The 13,457-nt window shown below is 64.9% G+C and carries 13 protein-coding genes and 1 pseudogene; 7 read left to right on the forward strand and 7 right to left on the reverse strand.

Annotation, left to right across the window (positions count from 1 at the left end; all coding sequences use genetic code 11):
* Positions 1-242 precede the first annotated feature (242 nt).
* Genes Q4F73_RS08265 through Q4F73_RS08285 form a run of 5 tightly spaced genes read right to left on the reverse strand, consistent with a single transcriptional unit; the run spans position 243 to position 5,050 of the window.
* Positions 243-1,127, reverse strand: coding sequence for an arsenic resistance protein (locus tag Q4F73_RS08265; RefSeq protein WP_303358877.1), 885 nt, complete (start codon positions 1,125-1,127; stop codon positions 243-245).
* On the reverse strand, positions 1,128-1,883 hold the full coding sequence (locus Q4F73_RS08270) for an ABC transporter ATP-binding protein (RefSeq protein ID WP_303358878.1): 756 nt from the start codon (positions 1,881-1,883) through the stop codon (positions 1,128-1,130).
* On the reverse strand, positions 1,880-3,028 hold the full coding sequence (locus Q4F73_RS08275) for an iron chelate uptake ABC transporter family permease subunit (protein ID WP_303358879.1): 1,149 nt from the start codon (positions 3,026-3,028) through the stop codon (positions 1,880-1,882). Before Q4F73_RS08275 ends, Q4F73_RS08270 begins: the two co-directional genes overlap by 4 nt.
* Positions 3,021-4,007: an ABC transporter permease gene (locus tag Q4F73_RS08280; RefSeq protein WP_303358880.1), complete on the reverse strand. Its 987-nt coding sequence runs from the start codon at positions 4,005-4,007 to the stop codon at positions 3,021-3,023. Before Q4F73_RS08280 ends, Q4F73_RS08275 begins: the two co-directional genes overlap by 8 nt.
* 35 nt (positions 4,008-4,042) lie before the next feature.
* Positions 4,043-5,050, reverse strand: coding sequence for a siderophore ABC transporter substrate-binding protein (locus Q4F73_RS08285; protein ID WP_303358881.1), 1,008 nt, complete (start codon positions 5,048-5,050; stop codon positions 4,043-4,045).
* Between the two features lie 317 nt (positions 5,051-5,367).
* On the opposite strand from Q4F73_RS08285, the gene Q4F73_RS08290 reads away from it, so the two are divergent.
* Complete coding sequence (locus Q4F73_RS08290) at positions 5,368-6,630, forward strand: WYL domain-containing protein (RefSeq protein WP_303358882.1); 1,263 nt, start codon at positions 5,368-5,370, stop codon at positions 6,628-6,630.
* On the opposite strand, the gene Q4F73_RS08295 is transcribed toward Q4F73_RS08290, so the two are convergent.
* Entirely contained in the window at positions 6,631-7,035 is a 405-nt protein-coding gene (locus Q4F73_RS08295; RefSeq protein WP_303358883.1) for a hypothetical protein, read from the reverse strand.
* A 161-nt stretch (positions 7,036-7,196) separates the two neighbouring features.
* On the opposite strand from Q4F73_RS08295, the gene Q4F73_RS08300 reads away from it, so the two are divergent.
* The 6 genes from Q4F73_RS08300 (at position 7,197) to Q4F73_RS08325 (ending at position 12,823) form a co-directional block, all read left to right on the forward strand.
* Complete coding sequence (locus tag Q4F73_RS08300; RefSeq protein WP_303358884.1) at positions 7,197-8,378, forward strand: ABC transporter ATP-binding protein; 1,182 nt, start codon at positions 7,197-7,199, stop codon at positions 8,376-8,378.
* Positions 8,375-9,637 (forward strand): extracellular solute-binding protein, encoded by a 1,263-nt coding sequence (locus Q4F73_RS08305; protein WP_303358885.1) that lies wholly within the window; start codon positions 8,375-8,377, stop codon positions 9,635-9,637. The genes Q4F73_RS08300 and Q4F73_RS08305 overlap by 4 nt, the downstream gene beginning before the upstream one ends.
* A complete protein-coding gene (locus Q4F73_RS08310; protein WP_303358886.1) occupies positions 9,634-11,211 on the forward strand; it encodes an ABC transporter permease subunit in 1,578 nt (525 codons plus the stop codon). Before Q4F73_RS08305 ends, Q4F73_RS08310 begins: the two co-directional genes overlap by 4 nt.
* Positions 11,211-12,101, forward strand: coding sequence for a sugar ABC transporter permease (locus Q4F73_RS08315; RefSeq protein ID WP_303358887.1), 891 nt, complete (start codon positions 11,211-11,213; stop codon positions 12,099-12,101). The genes Q4F73_RS08310 and Q4F73_RS08315 overlap by 1 nt, the downstream gene beginning before the upstream one ends.
* Before the next feature lie 207 nt (positions 12,102-12,308).
* Positions 12,309-12,551: a type II toxin-antitoxin system Phd/YefM family antitoxin gene (locus tag Q4F73_RS08320; RefSeq protein ID WP_303358888.1), complete on the forward strand. Its 243-nt coding sequence runs from the start codon at positions 12,309-12,311 to the stop codon at positions 12,549-12,551.
* Positions 12,548-12,823: a Txe/YoeB family addiction module toxin gene (locus Q4F73_RS08325; protein ID WP_303358889.1), complete on the forward strand. Its 276-nt coding sequence runs from the start codon at positions 12,548-12,550 to the stop codon at positions 12,821-12,823. Before Q4F73_RS08320 ends, Q4F73_RS08325 begins: the two co-directional genes overlap by 4 nt.
* A 126-nt stretch (positions 12,824-12,949) precedes the next feature.
* Here Q4F73_RS08325 and Q4F73_RS08330 read toward each other — a convergent pair.
* A pseudogene (locus tag Q4F73_RS08330) lies at positions 12,950-13,457 on the reverse strand (LLM class flavin-dependent oxidoreductase); the annotation flags it as partial.

Genomic DNA, 13,457 nt, shown 5'->3' on the forward strand with positions numbered 1-13,457 from the left:
ACAAACAAAAGTACATTGGCACACTATTGAGTTCTCACACAACAACCGCACACTCTTCCCCGTCTCACCTTGTGGGATCCGGCTCTCAAGCGGCTTTATTGAACTTACGCTATCGGACTGACACTGTCAAATCCGGGCTGTGAAGTTCTTTTTCTGTTTCCGTTCCGGCTACCTCGCGGTAACCGTTCTTGGCAACGATGGAAACTATACGAACTTTGCTGACACAAAGGCAAATCGCCAGGTCATCGCGCGCTTTTTCGCGTAGCACGAGGCACGATCCAGACCATCGCAACCATGACAACCAGCTCGACCATGGTCTGCCCCACCACCACGACCGGTGCAAGCGAACCCGGCATGGCCAGCGCGAAGGGCAGCACTACGAGGGAGTTTCGGGTGACGCCGCTGAAGGTGGCGGAAATACGCGCCGGCGTGGCAAGGCCGAAGATGCCCGCAAGGACCCATCCCGCCACCGCCATGATGAAGGCGAAAGCGATGAACACGGCGGCCGGGGCCAGCAGCAGCCGCCACTCCTCCAGTGCGTCGCGCGCGAATCCCGCCATGACCAGAAACAGCGTCGCCATCATCAAAGGGGTCATGGCCCGCTCGCCGTACTGCTCCCAGCGCGCGGCACGTCGGGTGCGCTGCACCACGGCGGCCAAGCACAACGGCAGCACGATGAGCAGTATGAAGGCTTCGAGAAACGGGCCGGGCTGCAAAGCCTCCGAGGACCCCAGGAAGATCCCGAGGTAGACGGGGAGCAGGACCATCTGCCCCACGAGAAGCAGCGGGGTGGCGGCCAGCAGGTGCTCGCGGGCCCCGCCGGCCAGCCCGCTGAAGGCGATGACGTAGTCGATGCACGGGGCGAGAAGGACCAGCAGCACTGCCGCGTACACCACCCCGGTCTCCCGCAACGGCCAGGTGACCGCGCCGACAACCAGCGGAACGACCACGAAGTTGAGCAGCAGGAGGACGGTGAGGAAGCGGGCGTCGATACGCAGGCGACGGAGGGGAATGGACAGGAAGGTGACGAAAAGCAACGCCCCGAGGACCGGGGTCACGAGGACCCGGAGCTCGGGGGCGTCGATAAGCAGTCCTGCCAGGACCGCCAGGAAGAGCCAGGCGATCATCTAGTGGTAGACGGCGATCAGCCCGTGCGGGCCGTCGATGACCTGGACGGGAGTGTTGAAGATGTCGGTGAGGATCTCATCGCGCATGACTTCTTCGGGGGAGCCGAACTCGACGATCTTGCCGGCCTTGACCGCGCAGATGTAGTCGGAGTAACGGGCCGCGAAGTTGATGTCGTGGAGGACCACGATGATCGTGCGACCGAACTCCTGCGCCGCGGACTTCAGGTGCTTCATCATCTCCACGGAGTGGGCGATGTCGAGGTTGTTGAGGGGCTCATCGAGAAGCACGTAGTCGGTCTCCTGGCACAGGACCATCGCCACATAGGCGCGCTGGCGCTGGCCACCGGAGAGCTGGTCGAGGTAACGGTCCTCAAGTTCGGTGAGGTGGAGGAAGTCGATGTAGCGGGAGATGATCTCCTCGTCCTCCCGGGTCAGACGACCGTGGGAGTAGGGGAAACGGCCGAAACCGACGAGCTGACGGACCGTCAGCTTGGTGATGAAGTGGTTCTCCTGGCGCAGGATGGACAGGATCTTCGCCAGATCCTTCGACTTGGTCGTGGTGATGTCGTACTGCGCGACCTTGATGTCACCCGAGTCCATGCCCAGCAGACGACCGATCATGGTCAGCAGCGTCGACTTGCCGGCACCGTTCGGACCGACCAGGGCGGTGATGCCCCCGGAGGGGATCTCCAGGTTCACCGGCCCGATGGCGACATCGCTGTTGTATTCCTTGCGGACGTTGCTGAGGGTAATCACAGTCGACCCTTTCGGAGGATGACGAACAGGAACACGGAACCACCGACGAGCTCGATGATGATGGAGACGACACCCTGCGCGTAGAAGACGTGGTTCATGATGAAGTACGCGCCGGTGAGCACGACGAATCCGATCGCCGCGGCCATGGGGAAGAGATAACGGTGATCGTAGGTGTCGGCGAACTGGTAGGCAAGGGTCGCCACCAGGAAACCGAGGAAGGTCATCGGCCCGACCAGAGCGGTGGACACCGCCATGAGCACAGAGATGAGCACGAGCGTGGAGATCGCCAGGACCTTGTAGTTCAGGCCCAGGTTGGTGGCGGTGTCCCGGCCGAGGGCGATGACGTTGAGTCGTCGGGAGTTGAAGTACAACAGCGCGGTGGCCACCAGGACCAGGGGGATGGCGATCGGGTAGTACGCCGGATCCGCGTTGTTGACGGAACCGAACAGGCGGGCCGTGAGCACGTCGAACTCGCTCGGGGTGAGCATGCGCTGCATGAACGTGGACACCGAGCCCAGTCCACCACCGATGACGATGCCGACCAGCAGCATGGCGTGCATGTTGGAGTGGCGGCCGGTGAGCAGCCAGGAGTACAAAACGATCGACAGCCCGATCATCAGCGCGAGCTGCACGAGGAAGGTCTCCAGTGTGCGCGCGGCGATGAGGCCGGCGGCGCCGAAGAAGTAGATCGTGGATGTGTGGATCGCCGTGTACAGGGATTCGAAGCCCATGATCGACGGCGTGATGATCCGGTTGTTGGTCACTGTCTGGAAGGCGACGGTGGCCACGGCTTGGCAGACGGCGACAATCGCCATCGCGATGACGGCATCGGCGCGCCGCTCGGCGATGAGCCAGAACGTCTCCGTGCCGAAGGGCATGGGGTTGTTCCAGGCCAGCAGGCCGAAGGCGAAGAGCAGACCGGCGGTGAGGGTGGCGCCGAGGAAGATCCAGTACTTCCGGGCGGCCTTCGTGTCCTGGAAGGCGCCGGCGTGGCGTTCGGACTGCGGCTTGGACTGCACCGGCGGCCAGGATTCCTCCGCGCGCTCGAAACGGCGGGCGTCCGGGTCATCCTCGTGCAGGTAGTTCTCGACGCCGTCCGCGGTGGACTCGTCGACCATGTTGTCGACGTAACGGTTCTTATCCACGACGCTGCCTCACGATCAGGGTGACGAAGACGATGGCACCGATGATGCCGAGGATCACGGACACCGGGATCTCGAAGGGAGAGATGATCGTGCGGCCGATGAGGTCACACACGGTGACGATGCCGATTCCGAGCAGGCCCACCCACGGCAGGTTGGAGCGCAGGTCATCACCGCGGAACATCGAGACGATGTTGGGGACGATCAGGCCCAGGAAGGGCAGGGCGCCGACGACGACGGTGACCACTCCGGTGGCCACGGCGATGAGGCCGGTGCCGATGAGCACCATGCGGTTGTAGTTGAGGCCGACGTTGGTGGCCACCTCCTCGCCCATACCGGCCACGGTGAGACGGTCGGCGAAGAAGAAGATCGCCAGGACGACGAGGACGACGACCCACAGGACCTCGTACTGACCCCGGAGAATGTCGGTGAAGGAACCGGCGAACCACACGCCGAGGCTCTGCAGCATGTCGGTCTGCAGGGCGAAGAAGGTGGAGATCGAGCTGACCACCGCGCCGAGCATGATGCCGATGATCGGGACGATGAGGCTGGAGCGCAGCGAGACCCGGCGCAGGAAGAGGAAGAAGACCATCGTGCCGATGAAGGCGAAGACGACGGCGCCGAGCATGCGGTCCATGATGGTGGCCGCCGGGATGAAGTATGTGACCGCGAGCAGACCGAGACCGGCCCACTCGGTGGTTCCCGTGGTGGTCGGCTCCACGAAGCGGTTCTGGGTGAGCAGCTGCATGACCAGGCCGGACATGGCCATGGCAGCACCTGCCAGCACCAGGGCGATGGTGCGCGGGATGCGGGTGGCGGCGAACATCTCCCACCCGTCATCGGTGGTGAGGATGTCGTATTCACCGACCGACAACGACGCGGCGAGCAGGCCGAGGATGATGAGGACGCCGAAGATGAGCTTCCAGTCGAAGAGCTTCTTCCTCGTCCGCGCGTCCCGGCGCGCTGCCACTGTCGTAGTCATTGGTCGGTTACCTTACCCTGCCCTAACTCGAGGTGTTAGTTCTTGCCCTCGAAGGCATCAGCCAGACCGTTGAGAATCTCGGTGTAGGTGATGATCGACTCGTTGGTGTAGGTGTCCTCCGGGGCGTAGACGACCTGGCCCTCCTGGATGGCGACGACGTTCTTCAACGGGTCAGAACCCTCGATGACCTGGGAAGCGGCGATGTACTCGTCGGTGTTGCGGGTGTCGGTGGCACCGTCGCGGTCGAGCACGAGGATCCAGTCCGGGTTGGCGGAGGCGATGGCCTCGACGGAGATGTCGTCACCCTGGTGGTCATCAGAGGCGTTGTCGACCTCGAGTGCCGGGGTCAGGCCGATCATGTCGAAGATCGGTCCGTAGGTGCGGCCGACCGTGGGGGCGATGTAGCCGATGGTGCCGCCGGAGACGTTGACGGCCATGACCTTCTGCTCCGGGTCGTAGGCGGCCTTGGCGCGCTCCAGGGCCTCATCGAAGTCGGCGATGATCTTCTCGGCCTCAGACTCCTTGCCGAAGATCTTGCCCAGCTCCTCGGTCTGGCGGCGCAGCTCAGCGTCGAGGGCCTCCCCCTCGCGTGGCTCGAACTCGACAATAGCGGCGCCCGGGGTCAGCTTCGTGATGGCGTCGTAGTGCTGGGCGAAGCGCTGGCCGTTGACGATGAGGTCGGGCTGTGCGGCAGCCAGGGCCTCGAGGTTCGGCTCGCGGTGGGTGCCCAGGTCGATGATGTCGTCGTCGTTCTTGTAGTTCTCGACGGAGAACGGGACCAGCTGCTTCGGTGCGGCGACGAGCTCGACGCCCCAGGCGTCGAGGATCTCGAAGGACCGGTTGTCGGTGGCGGCGATCTTCCCGACGGGGAGGGTGATCTCCTGGGTGCCGTGGTTGTCCTCCACGGTGAGGGTGCCGGACTCGGCCGCGGCGGTGGCGGTCGTCTCGTTGGCGGTCGTGTCTCCCTCGGTGTCGGAGCAGGCGCTCAGCAGCAGCGCGGAGGCGGTGACAGCGGCGATCAGGGAGTGGCGGAAGCGAGCCATGATGTCTGTTAGGTCCTTTAGTTCAGCGGTAGGTGAAACCAGCGTCCTGGTCAGGTTAGGGCACCCTGAGCGAGAACCATACAAGGCTACCCTAAGTGAGGCAAGCCTATCTTTGATCCGGGCTCTCATTGCGATCGTGTCCATGAATGTTCCTGACCCAAAAAGCGAGGTCACGGGACTTTGCTTTGGCTCACCTTAACTGCCCGTCGTGTTCCAGAACACACCCTTTCTCCGGCCCGGGCGGCGTTCGAAGTCCTGACCTGGCGATTCGAACAACATCCCCGGGCAATGTCCGGGGAGTGCCCTAGTCTGCAGCCATGACCCCCGCCACAACCCCCGCGATGACCCCCGCCGAGCACCTCATGTTCGCCCTCCCCCACCTCGGGGAATCCTTCACCCTTGACGACGCCGCCGCGAACCTCCGTGTCCTCGACCCCTGCGGATGGCCGGTTCCCGCCGACCGCGACAAACTCGCCTGGCAGCTCCATGACCTGATGGTGGCCGGAAGGATTGAGTCGGATGGCGAGACCTTTCGCGTGCCCAGCCGCGAGCTCCTCGCGCTGTCCGACGAGGGCCTCCCCGATCACCCGGTCTTCGACGTCACCGACTGGACGGTGGACATCGGCGAGGGACTGTCCCGCACTGCCGCCGCGTTGACCCTGCTCGCCCACCGTCTACGCCGTAGCCGGCCGCAGAATTATCCGGCGGACTCACTGATCGCCTCCGCCGCCGATTTCCTGGTGCGTTCCCCCCGTTTCTGCGACGCCGTGGCCGCACAGCCGGAGCCCCTCGATCCGGCCTTCCTGCTGGCGGCAGCCGGTCGCGAGGTGGCGGGACTGTGGGACAGGGCTTTCACCTCACGGGTGGGCCTCGGAGCGGGAGAATCGGCCCTCAGCCGCCTGCTCGGCTGGGAGAGCGACGCCCCCAAGCTGGAACCGGTGAAACAGGCCCTGTCAACCGATCCCGACAGGCCCCCGGCCACCGAGTTCGCCGTCGCGCTGGGCGCAGCCCTTCCTGCCCAATGGATCCATGACATGCAGGCGCTGTCGGCGAGTGAGCTCTACCTCTATCCCGAGTTCGAGATCCGCACCCCGATCGTGCGGGCGGAGTCACCGGTGCGGGCCCTGGGCCGTTCCTACCTCTACGTTTTCGAGGCCTCGCAGTTCGCCGGTTCGCGCGCGGCGTCCGATCCCCTGCTGGCCGAGTACGAACCCCAGGTCATCGGCGGTGGACTCCTGGTCACCAGGCGCGACGCCACTCCCCTGTTCCGCTCCCTCGGCATCGACGTCGTCCAGGAGGGGCCGACGTTGTCGCTCCAGAGCCGGATCGAGGTCGCCCGCACCACCCTGGAACTCGGCGAGTACTTCACACCCGCCGAGGCCCACATCCTCGCCGAGGCCGTGACCCTGGGAACCGGTGTCGATATTGACTACCGCAACGAGGCGGGCGTCGAGACGCAGCGGACCGTCACCAACCCCTCCCTGGTGAACAGGACCCTGCTGCGCGGCTACTGCCACCTGCGGGGTGAGGACCGCATGTTCCGGCTCGACCGGATCCTGCAGGTGCGCCCGCCCGGCTGACTACTTCTTGTTCTGGGCCATCAGGGCCAGGCCGATGGCCAGCATGAAGACGTCCTTGGCCAGGCCGATGCCCTCCTGGGACGGACGGATGCCGTCGGACTCGGTGTTCTCCGGGTTGCGGAAGTACATGGAGAGCAGGCCGCCGGAGAAGGCGGTGAGAGCTGCGCCGGCCAGCTTGTTCGGCACGAACGGGGCGAGCAGGGAGGCGCCGATGCCGGTCTCCGCGTAGCCGAGCCAGGTGCCGAACTTGTCGGAGGGCAGCTTGGCCAGCGCCGGAATGCCGGAGGCCGCGGCCTGCTGGACACCTGCGGAGTATTCGGCGGGCATACCGATCTTGCCCACGCCGGAGTTGGCGATGAAGGCGCCGGTGACGCCGCGGAGGATGGCGGTGGAAATGAACGACATGGTTACCCCTTCAGGTTGTTGTTGACGTGTCCCCAACATAACCAAGCGAAGGCCGCCCGTCAAACAACACGACACAGATCACATCAAACGCTGTAGATGGTCAGGCCTCACAGTTACACTCGAGTCATTGGTTCGCACTTCCCCCACAGAAGGAACATCGAATGGCCACCATCACCCTGGACCACGTGGACAAGCTGTACCCCAACGGCTACCACGCCATCACCGACGCCAACCTCGACATTGCTGACGGTGAGTTCGTCATCCTCGTCGGGCCGTCCGGCTGCGGCAAGTCCACCCTGCTCAACATGATCGCCGGTCTGGAAGACATCACCGGTGGTCAGCTGCGTTTCGACGACCAGGTCGTCAACGATCTCTCCGCCCGCGACCGCGACATCGCGATGGTCTTCCAGTCCTACGCCCTCTACCCGCACATGACGGTCCGCGAGAACATCGAGTTCCCGCTCAAGCTCTCCCGCATGCCGAAGTCCGAGATCCAGGACAAGGTCGCGGAGGTCTCCGCCTCCCTCGGTCTCGACGAGTACCTCGACCGCAAACCCGCCCAGCTCTCGGGCGGCCAGCGCCAGCGCGTGGCCATGGGCCGCGCCATCGTGCGCCGCCCGAAGGTCTTCCTCATGGACGAGCCCCTGTCCAACCTCGACGCGAAACTCCGTGTCCAGATGCGCGCGGAAATCGCCCGCCTGCAGAAGGACCTCGGCGTGACCACCGTCTACGTCACCCACGACCAGACCGAGGCCATGACCCTCGGCGACCGCGTCGTCGTCATGCGCAAGGGTGTCATCCAGCAGGCCGGCTCCCCGGACGAGCTCTACGCCTCCCCCAACAACCTCTTCGTGGCCAGCTTCATCGGCTCGCCGTCAATGAACTTCATGCCCGGCCGCCTGCGCGGCGCGGTCGTCTCCACCGGTTTCGGTGAGATCCGCCTCCCCGAGGTGCTTATCGACGCCGCCTCCCGCGCCACCTCCGGATCCGTCATCCTGGGCCTGCGCCCGGAGGCCTTCGACGACGCCTACCTCGTCGCCCCGGAAAAGCGCGAGCAGGGGATGACCATCTCCGCGACACTCAGCCTCGTCGAATCCACCGGCGCCGATCGCTTCGTCTACTTCTCCCCTTCGGAGAAGGAGGAGCCCACCGAGGCCGCCCGCGAAGCAGCCCGCGAGGCCGGTGTCGACGAGCTCGGCGGGGAACTGGTGGCGCGGCTGACCAACGCCACCCGCGTGGCCACCGGCGACACCATGGACCTGTGGTTCACGCCTGAGTCCCTCTACCTCTTCGACGGCGAGACCGGTGACGCACTGCGCACGGATGAGGTGGTTGTCCCGTGACCGGCCCGCGAATCTCCCGCCGCGGATTCCTCGGCGCGGCCGGGCTGCTCGTCGCCGGAGGGGCGCTGTCCGCCTGCGGTTCCGGTGGTGGCCAGGCCGCCAGCTCCGGTGCCCTGCTGGGCGGACCCCGCCCCCTGACCATCTGGGCCAGCCAGTACGAGGTCCCCGGCCTGGAGAAGGTCGCCGAACGCTTCCGCGAGGACACGGGCGTGACCATCCGCGTCATCCAGCGCAACTACAACGGCCAGATGCTCTCGGACTTCCTCACCCAGGTGCCTACCGGCGAGGGCCCGGACATCATCGTCGCCCCGCACGATGTGCTGGGCCAGGTGGTCAACAACGGTGCGGTCTCTCCGGTCGACCTCATCGACCCGGAGGAGAACTTCGTCGACATCGCCCTGCAGGCCGTCACTTACGACGGCCGCTACTACGGCGTGCCGTTCATCATCGAGAACGTCGCCCTGCTGCGTAACAACGCGATGACCGACTACACCCCGGAAACCTTCGACGATCTCCTCGCCGAGGGCCACCGTCTCATGGACGAGGGCACGGCCAGGTATCCCTTCACCACCAGCCAGTCCGAGGCCTCCGGCGACCCGTACCACCTCTACCCCATCCAGTCCTCCTTCGGCGCCGAGGTCTTCCAGCGCGACGCCGACGGGGCCTACACCGCGGAACTCGGCATGGGTGGCGAGGAGGGTCGCGCCTTCGCGAACTACCTCGCCGAAATGGGTGCCAACCGCGACCTCATCGTCACCATGACCCCGGACATCTCCAAGCAGGCGTTCATCGACGGCGAGACCCCCTATTTCATCGCCGGGCCCTGGAACTTGCCCGACATCCAGGCCGCAGAAATGGACATCGAGGTCCTCTCCGTGCCGTCTGCCGGCGGGCAACCCGCGATCCCCTTCGTCGGTGTGTCCTCCTTCATGATCAACGCCAACTCCTCCTCGCCGCTCGCGGCGCGGGACCTGGCGCTCAACTACCTGTCGCAGCCCGATGTCCAGCTCGAGCTGTTCGCCAACAACCAACGTCCCCCCGCCAACACCGAGGCACTTGCCGGCATGGGCGATCCCGTGCTGGCCGAGTACGCCCGCATCGCCCAGGAGGACGGCGCCCCCATGCCGTCCATTCCGCAGATGGGTGCGGTGTGGAATTTCTGGGGCACCACGCAAAACGGCATCGTCACCGGTGCCGGGAACCCGGAGCAGCTGTGGGACAACATGATCACCAACATCGAGAGGGCGATTGAATCGTGACCACCGCACTCGACACCCGCCCCGCAGCGGAGGAGGCGCCGGCCCCGCGGCGTCGACAAGCAGGCGTCGGCCTGGCCATCAAACTGCTGCTCATGGCAGCGATCAACGCCTTCGGCTTCTACGGCATCGCCGCCTCCTGGCTCGCCGGGCAGTGGGGCATGCTCGCCTTCCTCGTGCTCGGCCTCATCGGCGCGAACGTCATCTACTTCTGGAACGACCGCCGCACCCTGCCCTGGAAGTACCTCTACCCGGCAGCCGTCATGCTGCTCATCTTCCAGGTGTTCGTGGTCATCTATACCGCGGGCATCGCGTTCACCAACTACGGCGACGGCCACAACTCCACCAAGGCCGACGCCATCACCGCCATCGAGCTCAAGTACGACGAGCCCGTACCCGGCGCGGCCACGCGTCCCGTCGCGGTGATCAGCGGCGACGACGGTCTCGGTCTCGCCGTGCTTGACGACGCCCGCGTCCTCGCCGCCCCAGCCGGCGAGGAGCTCAGCGAGGTCGAGGCCACCGTCGACGGTGACACGATCACCGCCGTCGAGGGCTTCGAGGTCCTCTCTGTGGAGGACGCCATGGCCCGCCAGCAGGAGGTCCTCGACGTCCGCGTCCTCTCCCCGGGTGAGGGCGACGTCGTGCGCACCAACGACGCGCGCACCGCCACCACCTACGTCTCCACGATGCGTTACGACGAAGGCCGCGACGCCATGATCGCCGCCGACGGCACCGTCTACACCCCCAACGACACGGGCAGTTTCCAGTCGGAGGCGGGCGAGGAGCTGCTCCCCGGCTGGCGCGTCAACGTCGGCCTGTCCAACTTCACGCAGGTCTTCGCCGACTCCACCTACGCCGGCCCGTTCATGAAGGTCACCGCCTGGACCTTCGTCTTCGCGTTCCTCTCGGTGGCGCTGACGTTCTTCGCCGGGCTGCTCATGGCGCTGCTGTTCAACGACCCGAACATGAAGTTCCGCGGCTTCTACCGCGCGCTGGTCATCATGCCGTACGCTTTCCCCGCCTTCCTGTCGATCCTCATCTGGGCCGGTCTGCTCAACACCGACTTCGGCTTCTTCAACCAGATCCTCTTCGGCGGCGCCGACATCAACTGGCTCGGAGATCCCTGGCTGGCGCGGTTCTCGGCGGTGATGGTCAACCTGTGGCTGGGCTTCCCCTACATGTTCCTGGTGACCACCGGCGCGCTGCAGTCCATCCCGGACGACGTGTACAAGGCCGCCAAGATCGACGGCGCCGGGGCGTGGACCACCTTCCGCAAGATCACGTTGCCCCTTCTGATGGTCGCCGTCGGCCCGCTGCTGGTGGCCAGCTTCGCGATGAACTTCAACAACTTCAACGTGATCTACCTGCTCACCGGCGGTGGCCCCCGTGACCTCGACTCCCCCACCGGTGTCGGCGCGACGGACATCCTCATCAGCTTCGTCTACAAGATCGCCTTCGCCTCGGGTGAGAACCAGTACGGCGTCGCCTCCGCCATCTCGCTCATGATCTTCATCATGGTCGCGATCGTCTCCGCCATCACGCTCGTCCGCTCCAACTCCCTGAAGGAGATCGACTGATGTCCACACAAGTCACTGACTTCGAGGTCAACCGCCGCTCTCCGTGGCTGCAGTTCAAGCGGGGCGGATGGCGCCACATCGTCGCCTGGCTCATCATCGTCTACGCCCTGTTCCCCATCCTCTACGTGGTCTCCGCGTCCCTGTCCTCCGAGGGCACGCTGACCGGATCCAACCAGCTCTTCCAGTCCATCGGCTCGGAGAACTACCAGAACCTGCTCACCGATGAGCAGCACCCGTACATGCGGTGGTTCATCAACTCGATGATCGTCTCCTCGGTGACGGCCATCGGCACGGTCCTCATGGGTGCTGCGGCGGCCTTCGCATTCTCCCGCTACCGCTTCAAGGCCCGCCGGCCGGGCCTGATCGCCCTGCTCATCGTGCAGATGTTCCCGCAGCTGCTCGCCTTCGTGGCGATCTTCCTGCTCATGTTCTCCATCAAGTCCGTCTACCCGTGGCTCGGTCTGAACTCCCTGCCTGGCCTCATCCTCATCTACCTCGGTGGCTCGTTGGGCTCGAACACGTTCCTCATGTTCGGCTTCTTCAACACCGTGCCCACCGAGATCGACAAGGCCGCCGTCATCGACGGTGCCTCCCATGCCCAGGTGTACTGGCGCATCGTCCTGCCCCTGATCACCCCGTCCCTGGTGGTCGTCGGCATGCTCGCCTTCGTGGCCAGCTTCTCCGACTTCCTCATGGCGCAGATCGTCCTGCAGGACCCACAGAAGTGGACCCTGGCCGTCGGCCTCTACCAGTTCGTCTCCGTTCAGTTCGGCGAAAACTGGGGCGTGTTCACTGCCGGCGCCGTCATCGCCGCCGCCCCCGTGGTGCTGCTGTTCATCGTGCTCCAGCGCTACATCGTCTCCGGCATTACCGGTGCCGTGAAGGGGTAGGTGCGTGGCTGTTTGGTGTGACACCGGGGGCCACGAAAGGCCGTTTAGGTCCCCGGTGCCACACCATGTGCGCAGTGCCCTGGTTCAATTCCCGGCAGCTCCACCCCTGGGCCCTCCGTCAGTTCGCTGACACAGGACCTCCTCCTGCCGAACACCCTTGCCTTCACGTACGGGATACCGTACGGTTGTGGTCGGAGGTAAAGGAACATGACCGCAGTGACAGCAACTTCAGCCCGGGCAAACCTGTACCGGCTCATTGACCAAGTTAACGAAGAATCCGAACCGCTAACCATCACTGGCCAGCGGGGCAACGCCGTGCTGGTCGGTGAGGATGACTGGCGGGCGATCCAGGAAACCTTGTTCTTGGAGTCTGTGCCCGGCATGTCTGCATCTTTGCGCCAGGCCCGTACTGAGGGCATCGAGGCCGGCGCTACCGAGTTGGACTGGTGAGCAGCACTCCCTGGACGCTGGTCTACTCCCGCCAGGCGCAGAAGGATGCCAAGAAGCTGGCTTCATCGGGACTGAAGAAGAAGGCGCAGATCCTCCTCGCCGTTCTGTCAGAAGATCCGTTCGCCCCAACCCCGCGATACGAGAAACTAGTCGGTGACCTCGCTGGCTGCTACTCCCGACGGATCAACATCCAGCACCGACTGGTCTACGAGGTATTGCCTGACGAACATGTAGTCCACGTTCTCAGGATGTGGACCCATTACGAGATCTGAACGGCTCATGGGAGGGCTTGGCTTGGGCCAGACATATTCTTGCTGCCACTCCGTCCACCACGCCCTCAAAGCTGTCGCCGGCCTGGGCCCGGATGCTCAGCAATCACGCCAGCCGGTAGGACATTGCTACTCCGCGGCAGTCAAGCCGAATGCCACAGCGAGCATTTCGCGCGAACGTCGCCGAACAGCGGGATCAGCAATGAGGTCCTGGATCATGAGTTCATCGGCCTGACTTTCTGCGAGCATCTGCTCGAGCGTGGCGCGTACCTCTTCCGGGCCGCCCGCTACGAACCTGGGCCACCTGCCACCCGTGATGGACACAGGCTCGTCGCGCTCCGCCTGACTCATCTCGACGGCGGCCTCGTCCGGCGTGGGGACCATCACCGATCCGGCCTCGCGACCGGCCCGGCGGAGACGTGCGTAGTAGCCCTTGGCGGAACCCACCAAGTGTCGGCCCTCGTCACCGGTCTCCCCCACGGTGACGTTGACCGCGAGGATTGAGCGTGGCGACTCCAGACCGAAACCCTGCGGCTGGAAGTTTTCGCGGTAATGGCGCAGCGCCGGGGCTGCACCCTGCGGGTTGATGAACCCGGCGAAGGTGTAGCCGATGCCCAGCCCCGCAGCGAGGTTGGAC

The sequence above is a fragment of the Corynebacterium sp. genome (genome assembly GCF_030535495.1).
Lineage (GTDB): Bacteria > Actinomycetota > Actinomycetes > Mycobacteriales > Mycobacteriaceae > Corynebacterium.

What these genes read in the sequence shown, in the direction of transcription:
- Q4F73_RS08265 (WP_303358877.1), bottom strand. Translation starts at nt 1,127, where the DNA reads ATGATCGCCTGGCTCTTCCTGGCGGTCCTGGCAGGACTGCTTATCGAC.
- Q4F73_RS08280 (WP_303358880.1), bottom strand. Translation starts at nt 4,007, where the DNA reads ATGACTACGACAGTGGCAGCGCGCCGGGACGCGCGGACGAGGAAGAAG.
- Q4F73_RS08285 (WP_303358881.1), bottom strand. Translation starts at nt 5,050, where the DNA reads ATGGCTCGCTTCCGCCACTCCCTGATCGCCGCTGTCACCGCCTCCGCG.
- Q4F73_RS08290 (WP_303358882.1), top strand. Translation starts at nt 5,368, where the DNA reads ATGACCCCCGCCACAACCCCCGCGATGACCCCCGCCGAGCACCTCATG.
- Q4F73_RS08295 (WP_303358883.1), bottom strand. Translation starts at nt 7,035, where the DNA reads ATGTCGTTCATTTCCACCGCCATCCTCCGCGGCGTCACCGGCGCCTTC.
- Q4F73_RS08300 (WP_303358884.1), top strand. Translation starts at nt 7,197, where the DNA reads ATGGCCACCATCACCCTGGACCACGTGGACAAGCTGTACCCCAACGGC.
- Q4F73_RS08315 (WP_303358887.1), top strand. Translation starts at nt 11,211, where the DNA reads ATGTCCACACAAGTCACTGACTTCGAGGTCAACCGCCGCTCTCCGTGG.
- Q4F73_RS08320 (WP_303358888.1), top strand. Translation starts at nt 12,309, where the DNA reads ATGACCGCAGTGACAGCAACTTCAGCCCGGGCAAACCTGTACCGGCTC.